Here is a 23577-nt window from a genome sequence, read left to right on the forward strand (position 1 = left end):
GGGATTAATGAATGAATAGGGTGAGTGAGATGGAACGAAAAGTAACTAAATTCGGTAATAGTCTTGGATTAAAAATGACGGATGCCTTCAAACAAATTGGTCTTGAGCAAGGCGATATGGTTCAAATCGAAGTAAATCAGTCCAATGGGGAGATTATTATTAAAAAGTCTGCAAAAGTTAATTTGCCTAACGGAATCAGTAGTGATTTTATGGATACATTGGCTGATGTGATGGGTGAATATGATCAAACCTTGAAAGGTCTCAAGGACAGATGATCATGACCCGGTATTTGAGTATTCAAGAGGTTATTGCGATCAACGTCGTTATGATTAAGCGTTACAGTCCTGGAGAGCAGATTGGAGTTAAAGATTCTGATCTGCTTGAATCTGCGGTTGTAAGAGCACAATCACCAGCTTTTGGTAACGAAGCCTACCCATCTATATAGAAATGCTCAAAATGATCAAACATACAGCCCGCAACTCGATTACAATAAAACATAAAGAATGAAATAAACACCTGATCAGAACAGGGAGTGAATGATATGGAAACGGAATATAAAAGCACGGAAGTACAGGAGTCCATATTGGACGTACATATTACAGAGGCAGGATACGAGCCGGGACAATCAACCATACGCAATATTCGAATGAATGTGGCGCGAGGAGAACTGGTGGGTATTATCGGACCAAATGGTGCGGGCAAAAGTACCACAATCAAAACGCTTCTTGGTCTGCTGGAACATGCGAACTATGAAGTGACGATTGGGGGAGATGGTCGTTATGCCTATATCCCGGAGCAACCGGTTTTTTATGAATATATGACGCTATGGGAACATCTTGATCTGGCCGCAGCGGCGTATGAAATGGAGGAAGAAGCTTTTATTGCCAGAGCGGAGGAACTGTTGATTCGTTTCGGTATGGACCATGTTCGGAATGATCTTCCAGCCAGTTTCTCAAAGGGCATGCGGCAGAAAATGATGTTGATGATCGGATTTCTGTCTTCACCGGATATTTATATTGTGGACGAGCCGTTCATCGGACTGGACCCTCGTGCAACCAAGGATTTTCTAAAATTACTAGATGATGAACGTCGCCGCGGTGCGGGTGTGCTCATGTCTACGCATGTACTGGATACCGCTGAACGAATCTGCGACCGGTTTATTCTGATTGCTTCGGGCAGATCTGCTGCCGAGGGAACATTGGATGAGATCCGTGAAGCGGCAGGATTACCGGAAGCCTCTTTGTTTGACTGTTTCGATGTACTGACGTCTTAGATAGAGAGAGGGTGAGAGAGAATGGAAACTTCCCAGCGTTATACCCCACTTCGTTTATACAGACGAAGACGCATAGAGCATTTCAAGGAACAGATGAAAAATCTCAGACTCGTCGTGGATTGGACAGTGTGGGTATACCTGCTTGTTCCGGGTCTGCTCTATCTGATTGGATGGTACACGAGTCTGTGGACCAAACCACTGCCTGCATGGGCGACAGGATTACCGCTCCCCGTACTGACTGGGCTGATCGACGTGGTTATGCTTACCGGTGGTGTGTTGATATTTGTGGAGGAAGCGGATGTATTGTTTTTGAAATCAAGACCGTTGTGGATGCGCACGTTAATGAGGCAAGGGCTCTACCGGTCCTGTCTGCAACATCTGGGCAAAATGATCCTGATTACAGCGCTGACCGCACCCCTGTGGTCCCGTGTCTATGAGATGTCGAATCTCCAGATTGCACTTATGGCTGTCTGGTTTGGTGCGGTAGCTTCATTCCAAGCCATAACACTACATATGACGAAGGTTCGACATACTGGATGGCGACGCTGGATTCAGATGATCCCTCTCGTCATTGGCATAGGTTACATGACCATTAATGCGACATCATGGATGCATGGACAGACGTGGAAAATCAGTTTTGGAATCGTAATTATCATGCTTCTTCTAATTACAGTTGGACAGATGAGGCTATTGATGAAGGGAACGTTTGAAGGGGATGTGCGGGAGGATCTGCGGAGCAGGCTGCAGCTTACAGCTATAATGTTAAGCCGGGCGGTGAGCAAGCCGAAAGCCCCACGAACACGGTCCATCATCTTCCGCAAACCGCGTAAACTGTTACGCAATCGTTCCATCGCGAATCGGACAGCAGAGATTGCATTCAAGGCATTTTTCCGGAACTCGGCCACGATGAAATTGTATCTGCAGCTTGGAGGACTGTCCATTGCAGCAGTTGCCTTACCGCCTTTTCCGGTCAATATCATCGTGTGTGCATTATTGATTATCATGTTAACGGTGATGTTTTATCGTTCCTGGGATGTTTTTGCCACGTCCGACTATGTTCAGCTCATAACGTATGACTCGGAGGCGCTGCATCTTGCAGGTTCAATGATGGTTCGGATGTTGTTCATCCCGATTGGTATTCTTATGGGATTCACGCTGGGATTGGCCTGGATCGGCTGGATCGTCGGTATTTTAACAGCTGCAGGTGCGGTGGCTTTTGGACTCTGCGTCTTATCTATTGCCGGATGGGTTCGGCTGACCCGGGCCTAGGACGTGTCTCAAAAACTCGCTGAAGTTCATCTTTTACCGCCTTTTCGCCCCATGCTGTGTCACTTTCCCTTGACGTGCCCCGGCACGCCTGCGGAAAACTTCCTTGCTTGGAACGAAAATTCGGCAAAATCTGCTTCCTTCGGAGCATATCGTGCGCTAGTTCTGCCCATGCTATAGAAGAAGAATCTCATCTATGGATGATGAGAGATTAGCTGTAGCAAGGAGGAAGAGACGATGATGGATAATAGCGAACTACAGGTGCACTTCTCAGACGATTCAGCGTTGAATGCCGCCAGGGCAACCTTGGAGGAGTTGGGATATAAGCCGTATCAGTCCGGGCCGCTGGAACTGTACATCCCTACAGATCGCCAAGATCCTCAGTCTGCCGTAGAGATTGTACAATCTCATGGAGGAAGTGCCGTATTTGCCTCGCCAACGGAAGAGCTGGATCAGTTTCAGAATATATCGATTCCGGCTCATCTCGTGAATGAAGACTGGAATGAGGGTTATGCGAGCCAAAACCAGGGAAGCCAGACGGAGCAAGGCAGACATAACTATAGCGATGACCCAACATACGATGATTCGGCTGATGGATTCTCAGGCAGTGTGAAAGCATAGGAGCATCACAAGCTAAGAGCAGTTCGAGCTAATTTTTCTAAAATGGAACAATACCCAAAACCCCGATCGTCCACAGATGTGGATATCGGGGTTTTGGGCATCTGAGCTAATTCATCATGCGCTTAAAGTGTGTAATACCTATTATGATGTAACGTGTTTATATTCAGCCGCATGCATGCCAGCCGTATATCCCGTGGAGAAAGCAGCAGTGATATTATACCCTCCGGTGTAGCCGTGAATATCCAAAACTTCACCGCAAAAGAATAGTCCAGGCAGCAGCTTGGATTCCATTGTTTTTGGGTATATCTCCTTTAAGTGGATTCCTCCCCCAGTAACAAAGGCTTCTTTGAGCGATCTTGTTCCGTCTGCACGGAAGGTAAAAGCTTTCATTAGCCCACACAAGTTGCTTAACATACCTTTGGGGAAATGGTGGAACGTGAGGTCATCGCTGATCTCTGCCCGTTTCATCATTAAGGGAATCATACGTTCAGGAACCCATGTTTTTAAAATATTTTTGACAGCTTTGCGGGACTCTTGTTCCAATACTTGTTGCACCTGTGCTTCTAATGCACCTAAGGACAGTTCCGGGAACAGATCAATGCTCATAATGACCTGTGGGTTTCCAGACTTCATCTGAACCTTGCGGATAAATTGGCTGCAGCGCAGTGCAACCGGTCCTGACACGCCAAAATGCGTGAAGATCATATCCCCGCGATGAGAGATGACTGTTTTTCCTTTGGCATCTACTACGGATAGAGCGATATCCCTTAAAGACAAACCTTGCAGTTCTTTAGACTGAATCCAACTCTCTCCAGACACAATGGGCACTTCGGTCGGATATAACTCCGTTATCGTGTGACCCGCAGCCTCAGCCCAAGGATAACCATCTCCGGTAGATCCCGTTTGGGGTACGGACTTGCCGCCGGTAGCGATGATGACAGAGCGCCCAAGAATGGTTTTACCGGATATCAATTTAACACCTTGTATCTGCTGACCATTCTGAATAATTTCCTTGACCGGTTCTTTGGTGCGAATCTCAACGCCGAGGGAGACAATTTTGCCAACCAGCGCATCCACAACTGTTTTCGCTTTATCGGTTACAGGGAACATTCTGCCGTTGTCTTCTTCTTTCAGGGCAATTCCGAGATTCTCGAAGAAACGCATGATTCCCTGGTTGTCCAAATTTTGAAACGAACTATATAAAAAGCGTCCATTACCCGGAATATGTCGGATGAGTTCATCCGTTTCCTTGGCATTGGTTACATTGCATCGACCTCCGCCAGAGATGCCGAGTTTACGACCCAGTTGATCTCCTTTATCCAGCAGAAGCACGGAGGCTCCATGCTCGGCAGCAGCAACGCAAGCCATCAGGCCCGCAGATCCACCACCAATTACAATGACATCATACATATGTTATTACCCTCTTTTTTCATTGATTTTGTCTGTTTTACGAAAAATGTGTCTACTCCTGGCTTTTTCTGAAATATAATGGAGTTATGAGCAGTTCTATTGCGCAGTCTTAAGGGATATATTGTAATATACTGTCGCCTATGTTTTAATCAGAAATACATGAGGGAATGTGCAGGCAGAGGAGGAGATGGCATTGTGGTTGCGTTAAAGGACATGCTTTTACAAGTACTGCTGGCAGGGTCGGCGGTATTTCTGATTCCCTTATTCCGCCTGGTACTCTCCAAGCGGGCTATTGCCAGAATGGAACATGCCGGAACTGTTCATACCAGTTTTGCTGTGACAAGTGCCCTGAGCATGTTATTGTGTCTGCTGTTTGCGCTCTATGCAAGCCCGGTGGCCGTACCCATATCATTAAGCATCGTACCTGTGATACTTGTTATTTTGTATTGTAAGTCCGCTATAGGCGTAACGCTGTCCATTCTACATATTCTCTTCTATTTTCTTTTTGCGCATCCCTATGATCTGTACGGATTTCTCCTTCATACGGGCATTCTTCTCTATCCTATTGTATGGTTGTCTGCCAAACGATTCAAGCATAATACACCTTCACGCAAAATGGCGATCCTCATCATCCTGATTACAATGGAACTGGTTGTAACGAGTCTGTTATGGATCGCATCCCTCCAGAATGAATCCACATACTCTGCGACCTACATGATACTTACAGCACTTGGATATACCGCTGGAGCCATTGTTGCGGGCAGTCTGAGTCTGCTATGGCTGGAACGGATGAAGCACTATCGCGGGCTGGAGCAACATCTCTCGGAAGTCCACCAGCGATACATAGCCGAAACGGAGAAACTTCATCAGATTCTGAACGCAGTGCCTCTCTCCATTGCCACCGTAGATAAACAAGGCACAGTGATGTTTGTCAATGAGATGATGGAGCAAACGGCAAGGGAGCAGCTACCTTGTACTTCCACGCCTGATCTCATTGGACAGCCTGCCAGTCAATTTGTTGAACAAGGTCAGGCGGACAAGATGGATAAAAGCATTCGCAGAGCCGTCGTTCATGGTGAGATTAGTGGGTTGACCGTTCGTTACGGTGCACACGTATTTCAATCCCGAACCGTACCGATTTATGCCTTTTCAACAGAGTCTGCGAGAGAAGTTACAGGAGCCATGCTGATCATCCAGGATATCACGGAGCTTGAGATGTTGCGAAGTGAACTGGATAATGTGGATCGTCTCAGTCTGGTGGGGCAGATGGCTGCAAGCATTACGCATGAGGTGCGTAATCCAATGGCGGTTGTACGTGGCTTTCTTCAACTCATGCAGGAAAAGAGTCCTGATTCCCTCGATCACTATTACCGGATCGTTCTGGAAGAGCTGGACCGGGCCAATAGTATCATTAATGATTTCTTGTCTTTGGCTCAGAATCGTATTGCCGAGAAAGAAGAATCCCAGCTGCACGATATCATCCATGAACTCAGTCCGTTGTTATGGGCGGATGCGAACCTGCGTGGTCAGAGTATAGAACTCATGTTGGCCCATAATGTGCCAAAGCTGCATCTCAATTCTAAGGAAATCAAACAGGTGGTGTTGAACCTGGCCCGTAACGGGATGGAAGCCATGAATGAGAAGGGTGTGCTTACACTGGAGACACGGATAGTGGATGATAAGGTGGAACTGTGTGTACGTGACACAGGACCTGGTCTACCCAGAGTGAAGAAGGAAAAGCTGTTTGAACCTTTCTATACGACAAAAGCCAAGGGAACCGGACTTGGATTGTCCATGTGCCTGAGTATTGTGGAACGACATAACGGAACCATTACTGTGGAATCGGAGGAAGGCCAGGGCACGACCTTCAAAGTGGCATTTGAACGTTAGTCATTCAGCATATATTGCCAGACATTGAGACATAATATTATGGAAGAAGCCTTTCCGCAGGCGGTTTCTGAATCTTGCTTTCATTGCTTATGGATGTATAATAGGAATAGCACATCATTACATCCATAATGTTCGATATGAATGTAACGTTGTTTTGGAGAGTAATTGGCCTTTAATTCTATCGAGATCATAGAACAACCATTTATAAGGAGTGAAACCGAATGTCGATGTCATTTGATCAATACATGAAAGATATGGTTCAACCGATGCGGGATGATTTAACTCGTCTAGGAATCCAGGAGTTGCGTACTCCTGAAGAAGTGGAAGCAAGTCTTCCGGATGCAAAAGGAACAGCGCTGGTTGTCATTAACTCTGTATGCGGATGTGCCGCAGGTCAATGTCGCCCAGGTGTGTCCCAAGCACTGCAGCACGATATTACACCTGATCACCTGTACACTGTATTTGCTGGTCAGGACAAAGAAGCAACTGCAAAAGCACGTGAATTCTTTGCACCGTATCCTCCATCTTCACCGTCCATCGCTCTGATGAAAGACGGAGAACTCGTTCACTTTATCGAGCGTCATCAAGTGGAAGACCGTTCTGCAGAGGATATTGCGGCTGATCTCAAAAGTGCATTTGACCGTTACTGCCGTTAATTCGCTCCAATAGAACGCCCCGCCCTTCGGATCACCGATGCCGGGGCGTTTCATTTTGGATAGATAAGGTTATTGAACCATTCGGACCTTTCAAGCTGGACATCAAATTTCATTCATTTAGAAACGGGGTGTGTGAACGATGAGTTTGCAACAACAGATCATCGCTGAATTGAAGGTTAAACCAAGCATTAATGAGGAAGAGGAAGTACGCAAGCGTGTTGATTTTCTGAAGACGTATGTAAAAAATGCGGGTGCCAAAGGTTTGCTGATTGCAATCAGCGGCGGTATTGACAGCGCAGTGGCTACGGCGCTTTGCAAAAAAGCGACGGACGAGCTTACGCAAGAGAACAACCAAGAGTACAAAACGCTTGGTGTGTTCCAACCTTATGGTGAACAATCCGATATCGATCACAGCTACGCTGTAGCCAAAGCATACGATCTGAAGCATGTCGTGGAAACCAATATCGAAGATGCAGTTAACGAGATTGCGCTGGAGGTGGAGCAAGGTTTCAAATCCTTGGGTAGCCCACGTCATATGACTCACCAAGGCAAAGGTAATGTCAAAGCGAGAACTCGTATGGTTATGCAATATGCGCTTTCGTTTGAAGAGAACTTGCTCGTTGTAGGTACGGATCACGCTTCTGAAGCCATTACAGGCTTCTATACCAAATGGGGCGACGGTGCTGTGGATATCACACCACTGAGCACCCTGAACAAACGTCAGGTACGCCAGTTGGCAGCATATCTGAACGTTCCACAGGCTGTTTTGGACAAAGCACCATCAGCAGGGCTATGGGAAGGTCAGACGGACGAAGATGAGCTGGGAATTTCGTATGAAGCGAACAGCGACTATCTCGAAGGCAAACAGATCGATCCGGCTGCACAAGAGCGCCTTGAAGCGTTCTATACGCGTACACATCACAAACGCAATGCCATTCCTGGTATCTAATACGGATGAATGAGCATGATTGATATAGGCTGTTAACACCAACATTGAAATAACGTCCCTCTTAGGGAATGCAAAAGAGTCACTGCTCACGCAGTGACTCTTTTGTTATGTGGAGCAAGAAACCGCAAAAATCCAGGTGATTACTATATTAAAGATGAGTTAACTATTCCAGTCTTTGATCTGTTGCAGGGTTTGGGTGATGGCTTGCTCCAGTTGCGGAGTGGTTTCTTTAAATGGATGTACCGTATTAAAGGTGTGATTCCCTTCAGGCACCTGGTGCCATGGGATATCAGGGCGGGTTTGAACCAGTGCGGCAGAACCGTCCCGCAGACGCTGGGGATCTTCTGTTCCCTGAATGAGTGCGACTCGCAAAGTTGAAGAAGCCAAGCGGTCAAGGATAACGTAACGTTTGCTATGCTTGTCCAGGTCTTCCAGAATAGCCACGTCCAGTGGCATCTGCTGGCCTGTTCGTCCGTTAACGACATGGCTACGGCCATGCGTACGCATTTCTTCTTTTTGCTCCGCTGTGAAGAGATCCAGATTGGTTACGCCATTCCAGGAGATGACACCTGCCACCTGCTCGGGATGATCCAGTGCATAGACGAGACTTACGCCCGCACCGCGGCTATGACCAACCAGGTATACAGGAAGTCCAGTGAGTTCAGGTTGTGTAGCCACATGTTCCAATACCAGGGCCAGATCGGCAAGCTCCCGGCTGTAGGTATTCACTGCGAACTTTTCAAGTTCAGAGAATTGCTCCAGATATTCGCCGATACCGTTGTGAGAGAAATTAAAGGTCAGCACATGATGCGTCTGGCTTAGCTGTGAAGCTGCATAGGGGAACATGCCCCAGTCTTTGAAGCCTTTGTATCCGTGAGACAGAACGATAACACCTTGAGCGGGTTGTTGTGCAGGGAAAAAGTCCCCGCGAATGATCGCATCTACGTCAGTGGGCAATTCAAAAGTTATGGGCATTATTCAGACCTCCTAAGAATTTTAGACGATTCCTAATTCATATTTTAGCATATATGGTAATGCGGATAGGTACTCGCTTCTGATCGCCCCTCCTGCTACAATAGAATACGTGTTCGGAGAGTTACGGATCATGTGATTGAATGGAGATCTTTTACAATGAAGGTTCAAAAAGAGCGGTTTTCAGTACCGAGAAGATGGGACTTTTTGAATAACCTCTTACAGTATAAAAGATTAAGCGGGTGAAGCATTGATGATATATGGCATAGGCAATGATGTGCTGGAGATTGGACGTATGCGGAAGCTGCTGTCCGGTCGCCATGCGGAAGCTTTCATAAAACGAATTTTAACGCCAGCAGAGCGGGAGATCGCGGTTCGTCGAGGGAAGCGGATGACGGAGTTTGTATCCGGTCGATTTGCAGCGAAAGAAGCGGTGTCTAAGGCATTTGGCTGCGGTATTGGTGGTGTCATGGGCTTCACTGACATTGAGGTGCTGCCTGATGGGACAGGACGTCCCGTGGCCTCGCTGTCCAGTCAAGCCTGGGAACGTCTGCAGCTGCCATATGATAAGCAATATGACATTCATTTGAGTATTACGCATCAGACGGAATTGGCAGCGGCCTTTGCGATCGTGGAGCAGATGGAAAAGTAGTTAGCTTGGCAATAGGAGAGGACGGAAATATGGGTTTACAGGAACAGAAACAACATTTCAGCGTGAATTTGCTGGACTGGTATATGGTCAACCGACGGGATTTGCCGTGGCGTCGCCACAACAATCCTTATTTCACATGGGTATCGGAGATTATGCTTCAGCAGACTCGGGTCGATACGGTAATTCCGTATTTCAATCGTTTTATCGGGAATTTCCCGACCGTGCAGGCGTTGGCGGAGGCACCAGAAGAAGACGTCTTGAAAAATTGGGAGGGACTCGGTTATTACTCCCGTGCACGTAATCTTCAGGCAGCTGCGAGACAAGTCATGGAGCTGCACGGAGGCGAGATGCCGCAGGACAAGCCGGCTGTCTTTGCATTAAAAGGGGTTGGCCCCTACACGGCCGGGGCCATTCTCAGCATTGCCTTCAACCAGCCGCAGCCTGCGGTAGATGGCAATGTCATGCGGGTACTGTCCCGATACTTCCTCATCGATGAGGACATTATGAAGGGCAGCACCCGGGTGTTGATGGAAGAGCTCGCAGGAGAGCTCATTCCGGAAGGGCGGGCGCGTGATTTCAATCAGGCGCTGATGGAGCTTGGTGCGCTGGTATGCACACCCAAAGCGCCGCACTGCCTGACTTGCCCGGTCATGGAGCAATGTTCCGGCCGCATCGCCGGAAGAGAGCTTACACTGCCGGTCAAGACCAAGGCGAAGCCGCCGCGCCCTGAGCAACGGCTGGTCGCGATTGTGGAGGGCCGCGGTGCTCATCGCGGCCAAGTGCTTGTGCGCCAGCGCCCAGACACGGGCCTATTGGCCCGCATGTGGGAGCTGCCGCATGTGCTCGCGGCGCCTGCCGCAGCAAGCAAGAAGGCGGCGCCGCTGGCGGATGAGCCGGCCATGGCATTGCTGGCCGGCAGTCTGTGGGCGGAAGGCTTCGCTGCCCGCCCGGAAGGGCTGGCTACCCATGCGGAGCATGTGTTCAGCCACATTGTCTGGAGCCTACAGGTGTACAAGTGTACCGAGCAGGACCAGAGCAGTGAGCTTCCGCTGATCGCAGCGGAAGCCAGAGCCGCCTACGATGCACAGGCGGCAACAAGGGAGGGCACAGCCTCATCGTCAACTGTGTCACCTGAGTCAGACACGACGCATTCATCGGAGCCAGGCACGCCTAATGCGCAGAACATCTCAACATCGCTTAACGATGGAGAGATGTTGATGTCATCATCTGATGTTAGTGACCTAGCGCTGAGCACTCCGACACTGACAGGTAAAGGCGATGGCTTGACCTACCGCTGGATCGGTCCGGAAGATATGGATAAGATGGCATTCCCGAATATCTTCCTGAAGCTGATCAGCAGTTATTTTGCTGGTGCGTATGATCAAGTGAATGATTAAATGGGGGAGCTAACGAACTCCAGAGGTCTTATCATGTGGATATACCACAATTATAGATTCTAACGAACCTGAGTGACGTTATCATAGACAAATCAACCCAAAAGTGCGTATCAAAGCCCGTATCTGGGGAAATAGCTACTCTGAGATTCGTTAGGTTCGCGATACGATGAAATATCGAGCAATAACGTGTCCTGGGTTCGTTAGAAACAAAACACCCATTAACTATAGTGATAGCAAAAAGAGAGCCTGATCACGGTCATGATGACCGAATCAGGCTCTCTTTTATGTTAACTGTTGCATGCTAACAGTCTTATTTTGCAGAAGCGTAACGTTTGTTCACTTCATCCCAGTTGATTACATTCCAGAAAGCGGCGATGTAGTCAGGACGTTTGTTTTGGTAGTTCAGGTAGTAAGCGTGCTCCCATACATCCAGACCCAGAACCGGAGTCAGACCTTCGAAGAGAGGGCTGTCTTGGTTAGGTGTGCTAGTGATGGACAACTTGCCATCTTTACCAACTACGAGCCAAGCCCAGCCGGAACCGAAGCGAGTTGTAGCTGCTTTAGCGAAATCTTCTTTGAATTTATCAAAGCCACCCAGTTCGCTATCGATAGCTGCTGCGATATCGCCTGTAGGAGCGCCGCCGCCGTTAGGTCCGATGATTTCCCAGAACAGGCTGTGGTTAGCATGTCCACCACCATTGTTGCGAACCGCTGTGCGGATGCCTTCAGGTACGCTGTCAAGGTTAGCAATCAGATCTTCCAAGCTTTTTTCTTGCAGTTCAGGAGCGCTTTCCAGAGCTGCGTTCAAGTTAGTTACATAAGTATTGTGATGGCGATCGTGGTGGATTTCCATCGTTTTTGCATCGATATGTGGTTCCAGTGCGTCGTTAGCGTAAGGAAGTGCTGGTAATTGAAAAGTCATAATGAAATACCTCCTGAGATTTTAGTTTTTTTTGAAAACAGGTACATATGTAATAATACCCTTGCCACTAATATTAAACCGCATTCGAGCTAATTAAGCAACATTTTTGTTTATTAAGTCCCCCGAGGCGTTGATCTAATGATGGGCCAGAGATAACAAACATATTTTACCCTTTATGCAACTATTTATGTGTTTTCAGACGTTTAAATGGATGAAAATTTTAATATTCGTATGTAAACGGTTACAATTAAGCGCTTTCAAAAGAAAATGCGTGTTTTATGGAGAAAAGTATGGTTTAATTGACGAAGAAGCGGTATTTTCTCGTTTTTTGTCATTATATGAACATTGGGTTTTTGGTAAAAAGGGATTCCCTTTTTGTAAAAAACCTCATCTAAGCTAACGAAAAGGGAGATTTAAGACATGCACGTTCGTTCCTTTCAGTTGAGTGATGCAAGCCAGATGACGGAGCTTCTCCAGGTTGCACTATCGGAAGAGTGTTATGAGAACACGATGGGCCCGTTTGCCCGTCAATTGTCATGGGATTCTGATCTGATCATGGTTGCGGAAGAAGAGGGAGACCTCGTCGGCGCTTTGATCGGTACGATTGATCACAACCAGGGTTGTATCTACCGTATTGCGGTACATCCAGACTATCGTCGCCGTGGAGTCGGCAAAACACTTGTCGAGGCTATGGAACAGCGGTTCCAGCAGCGTAAAGTCAGCCAAGTATGGGTGGCGGGTGATGAGCACAACAAAGTAGCCATGCCTCTATATGAAGCAATGGGTTACGGTGCCAATCAGATTATGAGCGCTTTCCAGACTCTTAGTATTTTGTCCAAAGCTTAGTTTGCATGTTTAAAAAGAAATAAAAAAAGATTTTCATTTCATATTAGGCATATCTCTTTAACGTGTAAGAACGTGAGGGATGTGCCTTTCTATTTATATGAGTGTTCTTCACGTCATATTCCTCTGGTTTCCTCATTTTCTGAACATGCTTCGGAGTCCCTGAATTCTATTTAAATCACCCTGACTATCCCGGCTGTATTCACGATAACCAAGGTATTGGTGCTCATAACCAATTGTTTCACTCTCCCAAATGGAGTAGACTGAAAGGGAGTATGGTTACCATGTTACAAGTTTAATTCAACTATTTAATAAATGAGGTGTCCCTTTGAATTCCAATAATCATTCAATGGAACATGTGACTTCCGAGCAACGAAATGAACCGTCAAAGCCTGAACAACCGGGGAAATCATGGGCTGTCGAGCTGTGGGACTGGGTCAAAACGATTGTTGTTGCTTTTGTAATCATGATGCTGCTGAACCTGTTTGTGTTTAATCTGTCAATGGTCAAGGGACAGTCCATGCAGCCGACACTGGTTGAGCGAGATCGCCTTTTCGTCAACAAAATCGTATACCATCTGGGTAATCCTTCCCGATCAGATGTCATCGTACTTCGTGATCCAAGCGAAGGTGTGGAGAAGAAGGATTTTCTGGTGAAACGGATCGTTGGACTTCCGGGAGATACAATTGAAGTTAGGGATCACCATCTATATGTGAACGGCGAGCAACAAGCGGAAACGTACACCGACATTGAGGTGCAGGACCCAGATTTTGGCCCAATCACCTTGGAGCCGGATCATTTCTTCGTGATGGGGGATAATCGTCATGAAGGCAAAAGTAAGGATAGCCGAGTGTTTGGCAGTATTACATCCGACCAGATTGTAGGCAAGGCTGAATTTATTTTCTGGCCGTTTTCTGAATTGAAGAAATTGTAAAATGCTTACAGGACAACAACTTCAGACTGCATTTTGCGTTAAACCATATAGAGTTGGTTCCGTTTGAATTCAAGTATGCAAGGCATATATAGAAATTAACGCCTGTCCTCTTACCGTGAGGCGGGCGTTCACTATTTACGGAATAAGTGTTGGAAGAAGAGAGGGAAGAGAAATGACGAGCGTACAGACCGGGGCAGCACAGGATGCCTCCGTATGGGAAAAGTTAAAACAGGAGATCAAGGCAGCTGGCCCCGGACTGGGCATTGATGATATCGGTTTTGCTTCGGCTGATCCCTTTGTTTCCCTGAAGTCGCTGCTGGAGCAGTCGCGGGATAAAGGGTATGCTTCAGGTTTTGAAGAGCCGGATATTGAAAAAAGGGTGCACCCCGCCTTAAAAGATGGCGAGCCCGCTTCACTTATTGCAATAGCCGTGGCATACCCATCCAAAATGGTGAATCCGCCGAAATCGGAGCCTGGTGCGTATCGAGGCATTTTTGCCCGTTCGGCTTGGGGTCAGGATTATCATCAGGTCCTGCGTGCAGCGATGGACAAGTTGGTCAATTTTATAAAGGAACGCGTACCTGAAGCCATGATCGAAAGCATGGTAGACACCGGAGCATTGGTGGATCGTGCGGTGTCCCAGCGTGCGGGGATTGGTTTTAGTGCCAAAAACTGTGCCATTATCTCACCAAAATTCGGATCATGGATTTTTCTCGGAGAACTGGTAACGAATATTCCTTTTCAACCAGACACACCTGTGACCGAAGACTGCGGTGAATGTACAAAATGTATCGATGCCTGTCCTACAGGAGCATTAGTGGGGCCGGGGCAGTTGAATGCACAGCGCTGTATTTCTTTTGTAACCCAGACGAAAGGGTTCGTGGATGAAGAATTTATGCTGAAAATAGGCAACCGTCTGTACGGTTGTGACACGTGTCAGATTGTCTGTCCGAAGAACCGGGGCAAGAACTGGGATCACCATCCCGAGTTTCACCCCGATCCGGAGATTGTGAAGCCACTCCTACTGCCGCTGCTGGACATCGGTAACCGGGAATTCAAGGAACGTTTCGGTCAGAGTTCCGCCGCTTGGCGGGGCAAAAAGCCGATTCAACGCAACGCCGTTATTGCCCTGGGCAATTTCAAAGACAAAAGTGCTGTACCCAAACTTACAGAAGTATTAAAACGTGATCCGCGCCCCGAGTTGCGGGGAACCGCAGCCTGGGCGTTAAGCAGAATTGGAGGAGAAGACGCCATGAGAGCAATTGGGGAAGCTGCCGCTAACGAACAAGATGGGAACGTACTAAGCATGCTGCAGAAGGCCGAGGAGCGACTGAGTTCGTCCGAGACCTTACCCAAACAGCCACAGGCTGGACAAGTGAGTGAGAAGCAGCCAGAGGAACAGAACAACGAGAATAATTCCTTACGTGCGTTACAACAGGATTTGAAAATGGAAGCCGGGATTGAACCGGGTAGTGAGCAGTCTGCACAGCCTGCCAAACCGGAAGCCGCAGCGTGGAAACCTTCAGCTGTTACGGGTCTTCATGGCAAGCCCGTATACTACGATGAGGTACTGACACCGATTGGTACTCTTACGTTATGCGCGACGGATGAAGGGCTGTGTCACATAGATTTTGGCGCCTTTCACGTACGCGAAGCTCATCTGCAACAATGGGCCCGCATCTGGATTGGCGAGTATCGATATGAGAAGAATGAAGAGAAGCTCAGCGAAGCTGCAAAACAGTTAAAGGAGTATTTTGCAGGGGAGAGAAAAACGTTCGACTTGCAGCTTGATCGGCTTGGAACACCATTCCAGCTACAAGTATGGCAAGTTCTGTCCGATATATCTTATGGAGAGGCCTCATCACACCAACAGGTTGCGGAAATCATCGGCAGACCCAAGGCTGTTCGTGCAGTTCTGGACGCCATTAGCAAGAATCCGATTCCGATTATTATTCCCTGTCACCGTATCAGTGGTAAAGACGGTACCCTGGTGGGTTATGTAGGCGGTCTGCAAACCAAGGAGCAATTGCTCGCATTGGAGCAGCTATCGTAAGAGCGGGGGACGTTCATGAAGTATGTAAACGTGGAGAGCGTGGAAGCGGGAGAGCTTCTGGGCAAGACGGTATATTCCAGTAACGGCACGGTACTGCTGTCTGCCGGAGTCCAGCTCACCGTATACATGGTCAATACGCTGAAGCGTATTGGCGTGACCATGTTATACATCCAGGATGAAGCGTATAAAGATGTGGATGCAGAAGACATTCTGGATGAAACCACGAAACGGGCAATAATTAATGAAATGAGTGTCACACTCGAATCCATTCGATCCGGGAAAGACTGGAGTCCGAGGAAAGTTGCCCTCAGTATAGAGAAGTTGCTGAATGATGTACTGAACGGACGTGAAATGCTTGTGCAGCTCACCGATATTCGTACCAAAGACAATGCACAGTATGTTCATGCGATGAATGTATGTTTGTTGTCTTCGGTCATCGGACTGAATATGGGACTCAATTATAATCAACTGAAGGACCTTGCTGTGGGGGCATTATTGCATGATATTGGCAAAGTGGGGGAACCTCCTGGTAGTGGCTCTGCTGCAAATTCTTCGCTGCATCATACATGGCGTGGATTCGAAGTGATTAAGAACAAACGGGAGTTCAGTCTGTTGGTCGCCCATACAGCCCTGCAACATCATGAGCATGTAGATGGTACAGGCATGCCGAGAGGGATCAAGGGAAGTGACATACATCTGTTTGCGAGAATCGTTAGTGTGGCTAATATCTATGATAATCTCATTAATGGTTTATCCAAGGACAGTTTGATGCCACATGAGGCCTGTGAAGAGATGATGGCGTTGTCTGGTACAAAGCTGGATCGGGACATTCTGATTGAGTTCAACAAGAGTGTATCCGTGTATCCCAATGGTACAGCGGTACGACTGTCCACCAAAGAGACTGGAGTCATTGTGCGTCAACATCGGGGATTGCCCGGCAGACCTGTAATCAGGGTGGCACGCGGAAGTACGCGTTATTCTCTGGATGTGGTTGAAATCGATCTGGCTCAGCATACAACCGTTTTCATTGAAGCTGTCATGACGTAGCTTGTGTGCGGTTCAACTGGAAAATCCGTTTGCTCAAGGCGTGCGGAAATGCTATGATACTTTCAGGAAATCCGCTCTGTGTCAGGTTTGCAACATGTGTGTCAAACATCATGAAGTGACACGGATTATCAGGCTTTTTAGAATGCATACAGAGGTGTCTAAGAGATGGATATTGTTATACCGATTATTACATTGATTGTTGGTCTGGTCGGGGGATTTTTCATCGGGGTGTTCTACTTGCGTAAACAACTTGAGAAAATGCAAAGCAATCCGGACATGCTTCAGAAAATGGCGAAGCAAATGGGCTACAACCTGAATGGCAAGCAAATGCAGCGTGCCCAGCAGATGATGAAGAATCAGCAGCCAGGAGCGAAAATGCCTCAGCCGCAACAGCATCCTGCGCGTAAAAGTTCGGGCCGCCGAAAATAATAGCAGTGAAGTGAATAACTGCTTACCTTATTGTGGTTCGAAAGGAGGCGTTTGGCAGTGGCTGGCGTTAAAGATTATTTGAATTCAAAAGTATCCGACAATCGGGAGAAGATCGAGTATCATGTAGAGCAGATCCTGAAATTGATCGGAGAAGATAGTACACGTGAAGGGCTACTTGAAACGCCTGCACGTGTGACCCGAATGTATGAAGAAATTTTTGGCGGATATGAAGTAGACCCGCGCGATGTGCTCGGTGTCACGTTTGACGAGAATCATGAAGAACTGGTTATCGTCAAGGATATTGTCTACTACAGTCAGTGTGAGCACCACATGGCGCCGTTCTTCGGCAAGGTGCACATTGGGTATGTACCAAGCGGCAAGATCGTTGGTCTGAGCAAAATGGCTCGTCTGGTCGAAGCAGTAACACGTCGCCTTCAAGTTCAGGAACGTATTACTTCACAGATCGCTGACATTCTGACAGAGGCCGTTGAGCCTCATGGAGTTATGGTCGTTGTGGAAGGCGAGCACTTGTGCATGTGTTCCCGCGGCGTGAAGAAACCGGGAAGCAAGACGGTGACGTCTGCTGTACGTGGTTCTTTCCGTGAGAATCCGGCACAACGTGCGGAGTTCTTGTCTTTGGTGAAAGATTAAGATCAGGTATGTCCACTCGCTGGACAAGCCGGATGTGTAAGTTCCTTTGGTTTTGGATGCAGCAGTTTCTAAGCCATAGGATGTGATATAAATAAGCCGTGTTCCCTGGGAACCGGCTTATTTATATATGCGTTGTCCTTCCTATATACTGGATACATATGAATTTGTTAAGCCGGAGGTAATGGAACGATGAGTGTATCTTCCCATTCAGATCATCCGGTTCAGCCGGAAAAGGGACTACAGGCAGATCAACAGGCTACATTGCGCCTGCAAATCTGGGAGACACCACTCATGCGACAAGGTAGTAGTGTACTCGAAGCTTTTGCTTGGGAAGAAGTTATGTGCAGGCGGGTTGGGGCAGGGCATCTACCTGTTGCACATATATGGAGACACCCAGATGCCTTTGTAGCGGGTCTGCGTGACCGCAGGTTGCCACAGGCTGTACAAGCGATGGAACAGATTAGAAGCCAAGGGACAGCGGTCTGTGTTCGGCCTTCGGGTGGAGCGGCAGTACCCTTAACCCCAGGGGTAGTTAATGTGTCGCTGATTCTGCCTAATCCCGGACATGCCATCAATATTCATGATGATTTCCGTGAGATGGCTTCGATTATTGCCGAGTCGCTAACGCCGTGGTCGAATCAGGCGCAAACTGGTGAGGTTCAGGGTGCTTTTTGCCCGGGAGATTATGATGTCAGTGTAGGTGGCCTAAAATTCTGTGGTATTGCCCAGCGCAGGCAGGCAAAGGCGTATATCATTACGGCTTTTATCATCGTGGAAGGTCAGGGAGATCAACTGGCAGCGGACGTGCGACAATTCTATCAGCATGCAGCAGGTGGGGCGAGTGAAGGATATCCTGATGTTCAGCCTGGCACGATGGCAAGTCTGAAAGAATTGGCAGGTGTACCTTCAGCCGCGGCATATACTGCGGCTTTGGTTCGAACACTACGGGATCGCTATCCACAGGCGGAGACCAGCAGGGTGCTTAGCGTTGGCTCTGAAGAAGTACGCCTGACAGCTGAGCAGATGAAGCTGCGATACGATTAACACTTTTTACTAGGGCTTGGAATTGGTTAATAGAGATGATATGATGTGATTTCGGAAGGAGAGTGTTAGGATGGACACATTGAGATATACGTATTTATATGAGGTTGTATCAACAGGCGAAAAATCCGAGTTCAGCCAAATGGCAACAAGCAAGGAAGAGGCTGCTGCACTGATCGTTGCACGTATAGCCGATCTGGAGTTTACAGACGAGTCTGATATCAAGCTGGGCGATCTGATCTCCATTAGCAAACAGGTTGGCGACAACTATGTGGCTTGCGAGGGCTGTGCTTCTTAAGTGAACATTTAGAAATAGGAAGTCTCTCAAAATACAAGCAAGTCTCTTTTTACAGGAGGCTTGCTTTTTTGTCTACACCAAAAGAGATATCGTTCAGTCATTCGGCTGGAGATATCTCTTTTTTCTCTAATCCATCTAACCCAAAGCTTAATAAGGCGGCCACAACAACTTGCGTGCTGTTTCGTAACGCTCGGCAACAGCGGGCCAGTAGACAACGTTCCACCAATCCTCGATATACTTTTTGCGTTCATTCTGATGTTTCAGATAGTAGGCATGTTCCCACACATCCAGTGGCAGGAGTGGTACGATATCGGACTGGGACAGGTTCTGGTGTTTTTCCGCCTGCAAAATCTCCAAACGATGTGCTCTCGGGCTCCAGACAAGCATCGCCCAGCCACTGCCTTCCACCTTGTTCGCGGCTTCTGTGAATTGATTCTTAAACGCTTCATAACTTCCGAAATCTCGCTTGATCTGCTCTGCGAGCATACCGGAAGGTTTGCCGCCGCCAGCAGGGTTCATAATTGTCCAGAAGATCGTATGCAGGTAGTGGCCTGCCCCGTTGAAGGCAAGTTCACGTTCCCAATGTTTGATGAGTTCAAAGTTATTCTTTTTTCTCGATTCCGCCAGCTTCTTCTCTGCTACATTCAGTCCGTCCACATAAGATTGATGGTGTTTATCATGATGGATACGCATCGTCAGCTCATCAATATGTGGCTCCAGCGCATTGTACGCATAGGGGAGAGGCGGCAGTGTGTGTCCTCCAATGGGAACCGGCTTTTCTTTTACAGGAGGTGCTGTAGAGCTGGGTGTGGCTTGTGTTGTTCCGGTAGAAGGCGTTTGAATGGTTGCGGATTGGATCTGAGCTGAAGCCGCAGGTGCATTTATATTTCCCTCTGGAGAAGTTGGAGCTTCTGAAGCTTGGCGATGGACGCTTCCTGACTCTGACGTATGCAACGCATTTTCCAGAAAAAGTGATGGCTCCGAATCCGTTTCACGCAAGATGCCCGGTTGGCCAAGCGTATCCAAAACGCCCAGAAAATACTCCGATTCGCGGATAAAATGCAGAATGAGTACTTTGGCAAGCGGTACAGCTTGCACAGCAGCACTTTGCTCCAGAAGAACATACAGCTGTTTGATGAACTCCCTCGATTGCTTACGAGCTGCCGCCACAAGTTGATCGATACAACGAACGATGTAGGGGGCTGGTGGATGGGTTGCGGGCAATAGCTGTTTTAAAAGCTGATTGGCTACTCGCTCACTGTTTGCAAAGGTAACCTCCCATTCCTCCAGTAGCTTGACGTATGGGGGCTCCAGATCAGGAACCAGGGCACGAATGACGAGTGTATGTTCTTTCTCCTGCTCTTTCCAGAAACGGATTTCCTCCAATGTCCGCAGAGGCAGCAGGTGACCATATTCATACCAGTTCATCTATGTTGAACCTCCTTCAGATGAAATTCATTGCATGCAGACCCTCTGTTCATGCGTCCCAAGAGTATATTCTCCGAGCTTGTTGTCCTATGAGTGAAAAAAAAAGAGCCCCTGAGGGCTCTGGAATCAACGAAAAGTTCGGTGATTGAAATTTGGTTATTCTCCATTATTCGTGTTTTGCACATCGTCACTGCTTGTTTTCGTTACATGACTGAGGAAAGTTGAGACACGGCGCAGATATTCCTTTGGATGCTCCCGGAAGATCAACTCATGATGCGCATCCTGGACAATCCATACATCCGAGTACGGATTGGTCTGGTTGGCGGCGAGTTGCTCCGCAATTGGATAAGGCGCCTTCTCGTCCTCTGTACCATGGATGAAGAAAATCGGGAACGGATAATCTTCCTTTTTCACTTCCTGGTATGGAATCTGTTGTAATCCGGTACCATTCAGAACAGGGAACAACAGTTTCATGATCTCCAGTGTAGGCTGACGTGGCAGATCGATCTGGTTGTGAATGTTGTGGTACAGCGTATCTGGCTCCAGCAGGAACGCACTGTCCAGAATCATTGCATCCACTTCCTTCGTAATCAGTCCGGTTTGTAACGCTGTACCGGCACCCATCGAGAAGCCCCAGACAACCAGTTCCTGCGCACCACGTTGCTTGGCGAACTGGATCGCACCGAGCAGTTGCTGTGACTCAGCTTTGCCACCTGTGGCTACAGCTTTGTTCACCTGTGAGGCGAAGCCATAATCGAACATGACCACGTTAAACCCAAGTTGATGGGCATAATGTGCCAGGTCATACATGGGTACCCATGTTTCTTCACGATTGGCACCATAGCCGTGACTGAAAATAATCGTTTTGCTTGCAGCATTGTCAGCAGGTATATACCATCCCTGCATCGTGCGGCTGCCATCCGCTGCCGGGAACGTGATGTCTTCATACTTCATGTTCTTGGCTTGCATCGGATTGGAGAAGACAGGCGCTACCGTTGGATTGGATAATACCCATGCGATATAACCATGCAGTGCAATAAAACAAAACAGTAGAAAAAATACAACGGAGAGCAGCAACGCTACGATAATATGTTTGAACCGAATCAGCCTCGGTGATAGGGAAGAGGGCAGATCGGACACTTTTGTTTGCAGCGGGGCTTCGCTCTGGGATGATTGATACATGAATGCCCCTCCTTTGAAGTTCAGTTGAAGATAACAACGACATGAAAAGAGAATTGCGTCGATTTCAGAGCCTGCTTCAGAGCGATATCTTAATGTAATATATCTTTATCGTATGTTCCAATATAGTCAAAGTCAATTGATTGAGGGCATTTGTTACGCAATTGTTATATAGTTCTTAAGATATATGGGTAACATTACCTTAGTGTGTAAATTACAGGGGATTAAGTCTTATAAAAAGGAAAAATTTACACGTTGGCCTATTTTGATTTTGGCTCTTTTTGGTTTACAGATGAGACCGTTTCTCATATAATTTATGTAACCAAGTTTCATGTGATGAAACATGAGGAGGGCATTATGCCATGGAAGATCGCAAGTTAACCGTCCGGGCTGTGGAACGGGCGCTGGATATATTATTATGTTTTACCACACGCAGTGATCTGGGACTCACCGAAATTGCCAGCCAGATTGGCCTGCACAAAAGTACAGTGCACCGTTTGATGGCTACGCTGGAGGATCGAGGGTTCGTGATCCGCGATGCAGCAACAGAGAAGTACCGACTTGGCATCCGAATCTGGGAGCTGTCAGCTCATATGTCCCGCAGTGATGATCCCGCTATTCTGCTGTTGCCTGCGATGGAGCGACTGAGAGATCGATTGGGTGAGACCGTGAGTCTGTACCTGCGTGATGGGAGTGAACGGATTCGGATTCAGGCGGTGCAAAGTGATCAGGCGATCCGCCGAGTTGCTCCCGTTGGTGTTAGACTCCCGCTGTCTGTGGGGGCTTCCAGCAAAGTCCTGATGGCGTTTGCCACGGACGAGGATCGTGAAGAACTGATGAACGGGCCGGAATGGCCGGTGTTTATTGATCCCGCGGTGTATTTAGCGCAGATGGGAGATATCCGGGATAACGGATATGCCACAAGTTACGAGGAACGTGAGCCGGGAGCTGCCGCGGTATCTGTACCTATTATGGATCGCAGAGGCAATATTGCAGCTGCGCTCTCGGTCTCAGGACCTGTCAGCCGACTTTCGCAGGAGACATTGCATGAATACGCACCTGTGTTGAAGGATGCTGCTACGCAAATGGGGCTCATGTTATCCTGATGTTGAGGTAAGTTTTTTCTCCAATAGAGTTTGATCATTTGGAATATAAAGGTTGTTTTTATGTTCCGGTTGCGCTACTCTGTAATGGACGGCCCAGCGGGGCCAGCTTCATTGAATATGAACGGCGGCTTATGTAAGCCGCAACTTATTAACGTTACTGGGGGAGTCCGAATTGTCCGGACTGAGACGGAATCGCATGAGATTCCGGACCCTTTGCACCTGATCTGGATCATACCAGCGTAGGGAAGTAATCGGCGATATGACCACAACCACCACATGATGTGACCCTTGTAGGGCTCCGTTAAGGAGCTGCGTAAAGGTGCATTATTGGTGATGGACATAAAAGTCGGTTCCTTCGGGGACCGGCTTTTTTATATACAGGGAACGGGCGATATAGCGCGGATTTTATGGGCTTCTTTTTCAATAACCTGCGAAAGTGGGCTTGGATAAGGAGAGGAGTCACCATAGATTCATGATTTGTGGCAGCCTCCGTCTGTTGTTAACTGTACATGAAAAGTGTCTCCCCTGGTCTGGTGTAGGATCGCTCTTTCTTCTCTGCA

Annotated in this window: 24 protein-coding genes and 1 riboswitch; of the genes, 19 read left to right on the forward strand and 5 right to left on the reverse strand. The window is 47.9% G+C overall.

The genetic code is table 11. The features are described 5' to 3' along the window. Window positions 1–11: 11 nt before the first annotated feature. From MKY01_RS03385 to MKY01_RS03405, 5 genes are all read left to right on the forward strand, one after another. Window positions 12–275 (forward strand): AbrB family transcriptional regulator, encoded by a 264-nt coding sequence (locus MKY01_RS03385; protein ID WP_315373177.1) that lies wholly within the window; start codon window positions 12–14, stop codon window positions 273–275. 2 nt (window positions 276–277) lie between these two features. After that, entirely contained in the window at window positions 278–445 is a 168-nt protein-coding gene (locus MKY01_RS03390; RefSeq protein ID WP_339285358.1) for a hypothetical protein, read from the forward strand. 96 nt (window positions 446–541) lie between these two features. After that, window positions 542–1273 (forward strand): ABC transporter ATP-binding protein, encoded by a 732-nt coding sequence (locus MKY01_RS03395; protein WP_339285360.1) that lies wholly within the window; start codon window positions 542–544, stop codon window positions 1271–1273. Between the two features lie 21 nt (window positions 1274–1294). After that, window positions 1295–2542: an ABC transporter permease gene (locus MKY01_RS03400; protein ID WP_339285362.1), complete on the forward strand. Its 1248-nt coding sequence runs from the start codon at window positions 1295–1297 to the stop codon at window positions 2540–2542. Window positions 2543–2776: 234 nt separating this feature from the next. Next, a complete protein-coding gene (locus MKY01_RS03405) occupies window positions 2777–3160 on the forward strand; it encodes a hypothetical protein (protein WP_339285364.1) in 384 nt (127 codons plus the stop codon). 141 nt (window positions 3161–3301) lie between these two features. Here the strand turns inward: MKY01_RS03405 and MKY01_RS03410 are convergent, their stop codons facing one another. Beyond that, window positions 3302–4570, reverse strand: a complete 1269-nt coding sequence (locus MKY01_RS03410; protein ID WP_036668236.1) for an NAD(P)/FAD-dependent oxidoreductase — start codon at window positions 4568–4570, stop codon at window positions 3302–3304. Between the two features lie 195 nt (window positions 4571–4765). Here MKY01_RS03410 and MKY01_RS03415 point away from each other — a divergent pair, with 195 nt between their 5' ends. From MKY01_RS03415 to nadE, 3 genes are all read left to right on the forward strand, one after another. Continuing rightward, window positions 4766–6460, forward strand: a complete 1695-nt coding sequence (locus MKY01_RS03415; protein WP_339285366.1) for an ATP-binding protein — start codon at window positions 4766–4768, stop codon at window positions 6458–6460. Window positions 6461–6681: 221 nt separating this feature from the next. After that, a complete protein-coding gene (locus tag MKY01_RS03420) occupies window positions 6682–7116 on the forward strand; it encodes a BrxA/BrxB family bacilliredoxin (RefSeq protein ID WP_017690788.1) in 435 nt (144 codons plus the stop codon). Window positions 7117–7255: 139 nt separating this feature from the next. Continuing rightward, the gene (nadE, locus tag MKY01_RS03425) at window positions 7256–8065 is read left to right on the forward strand and encodes an ammonia-dependent NAD(+) synthetase (protein WP_017690787.1); all 810 of its coding nucleotides are present in this window, start codon (window positions 7256–7258) and stop codon (window positions 8063–8065) included. 159 nt (window positions 8066–8224) lie between these two features. Here the strand turns inward: nadE and MKY01_RS03430 are convergent, their stop codons facing one another. Beyond that, complete coding sequence (locus MKY01_RS03430; protein ID WP_339285368.1) at window positions 8225–9040, reverse strand: alpha/beta fold hydrolase; 816 nt, start codon at window positions 9038–9040, stop codon at window positions 8225–8227. A gap of 250 nt (window positions 9041–9290) precedes the next feature. Here MKY01_RS03430 and acpS point away from each other — a divergent pair, with 250 nt between their 5' ends. Beyond that, window positions 9291–9689, forward strand: coding sequence for a holo-ACP synthase (acpS, locus tag MKY01_RS03435; protein ID WP_036614140.1), 399 nt, complete (start codon window positions 9291–9293; stop codon window positions 9687–9689). A 29-nt stretch (window positions 9690–9718) separates the two neighbouring features. After that, on the forward strand, window positions 9719–11086 hold the full coding sequence (gene mutY, locus MKY01_RS03440) for an A/G-specific adenine glycosylase (RefSeq protein ID WP_339285370.1): 1368 nt from the start codon (window positions 9719–9721) through the stop codon (window positions 11084–11086). A 310-nt stretch (window positions 11087–11396) separates the two neighbouring features. Here mutY and MKY01_RS03445 read toward each other — a convergent pair whose 3' ends face one another. Next, complete coding sequence (locus MKY01_RS03445; protein ID WP_036614138.1) at window positions 11397–12008, reverse strand: superoxide dismutase; 612 nt, start codon at window positions 12006–12008, stop codon at window positions 11397–11399. 420 nt (window positions 12009–12428) lie between these two features. Here MKY01_RS03445 and MKY01_RS03450 point away from each other — a divergent pair, with 420 nt between their 5' ends. From MKY01_RS03450 to MKY01_RS03485, 8 genes are all read left to right on the forward strand, one after another. Further along, on the forward strand, window positions 12429–12854 hold the full coding sequence (locus tag MKY01_RS03450; protein WP_017690782.1) for a GNAT family N-acetyltransferase: 426 nt from the start codon (window positions 12429–12431) through the stop codon (window positions 12852–12854). Window positions 12855–13200: 346 nt separating this feature from the next. Then, complete coding sequence (lepB, locus tag MKY01_RS03455; protein ID WP_315371266.1) at window positions 13201–13785, forward strand: signal peptidase I; 585 nt, start codon at window positions 13201–13203, stop codon at window positions 13783–13785. Between the two features lie 172 nt (window positions 13786–13957). Continuing rightward, entirely contained in the window at window positions 13958–15838 is a 1881-nt protein-coding gene (gene queG, locus MKY01_RS03460; RefSeq protein ID WP_315371265.1) for a tRNA epoxyqueuosine(34) reductase QueG, read from the forward strand. Between the two features lie 15 nt (window positions 15839–15853). Beyond that, on the forward strand, window positions 15854–16885 hold the full coding sequence (locus MKY01_RS03465) for an HD domain-containing phosphohydrolase (RefSeq protein ID WP_017690779.1): 1032 nt from the start codon (window positions 15854–15856) through the stop codon (window positions 16883–16885). A 165-nt stretch (window positions 16886–17050) separates the two neighbouring features. Next, window positions 17051–17314, forward strand: a complete 264-nt coding sequence (locus MKY01_RS03470) for a YneF family protein (protein WP_017690778.1) — start codon at window positions 17051–17053, stop codon at window positions 17312–17314. 57 nt (window positions 17315–17371) lie between these two features. Continuing rightward, a complete protein-coding gene (folE, locus tag MKY01_RS03475; protein WP_036668229.1) occupies window positions 17372–17965 on the forward strand; it encodes a GTP cyclohydrolase I FolE in 594 nt (197 codons plus the stop codon). Window positions 17966–18154: 189 nt separating this feature from the next. Beyond that, window positions 18155–19009: a lipoate--protein ligase family protein gene (locus tag MKY01_RS03480; protein WP_339285372.1), complete on the forward strand. Its 855-nt coding sequence runs from the start codon at window positions 18155–18157 to the stop codon at window positions 19007–19009. A 70-nt stretch (window positions 19010–19079) separates the two neighbouring features. Continuing rightward, a complete protein-coding gene (locus MKY01_RS03485) occupies window positions 19080–19304 on the forward strand; it encodes a hypothetical protein (protein WP_036614132.1) in 225 nt (74 codons plus the stop codon). A 147-nt stretch (window positions 19305–19451) separates the two neighbouring features. On the opposite strand, the gene MKY01_RS03490 is transcribed toward MKY01_RS03485, so the two are convergent. Both MKY01_RS03490 and MKY01_RS03495 read right to left on the reverse strand, forming a co-directional pair. Continuing rightward, entirely contained in the window at window positions 19452–20732 is a 1281-nt protein-coding gene (locus MKY01_RS03490; protein ID WP_036614131.1) for a Fe-Mn family superoxide dismutase, read from the reverse strand. Window positions 20733–20888: 156 nt separating this feature from the next. Continuing rightward, a complete protein-coding gene (locus MKY01_RS03495) occupies window positions 20889–21914 on the reverse strand; it encodes an alpha/beta hydrolase (RefSeq protein ID WP_036614129.1) in 1026 nt (341 codons plus the stop codon). A gap of 359 nt (window positions 21915–22273) precedes the next feature. Here MKY01_RS03495 and MKY01_RS03500 point away from each other — a divergent pair, with 359 nt between their 5' ends. Next, window positions 22274–23017: an IclR family transcriptional regulator gene (locus MKY01_RS03500; protein ID WP_017690772.1), complete on the forward strand. Its 744-nt coding sequence runs from the start codon at window positions 22274–22276 to the stop codon at window positions 23015–23017. A 149-nt stretch (window positions 23018–23166) separates the two neighbouring features. Next, window positions 23167–23280: riboswitch (TPP riboswitch) on the forward strand. Window positions 23281–23577 lie beyond the last annotated feature (297 nt).

Origin of the sequence: Paenibacillus sp. FSL R5-0486, assembly GCF_037975155.1 — a bacterium.
Taxonomy (GTDB): domain Bacteria; phylum Bacillota; class Bacilli; order Paenibacillales; family Paenibacillaceae; genus Paenibacillus; species Paenibacillus amylolyticus.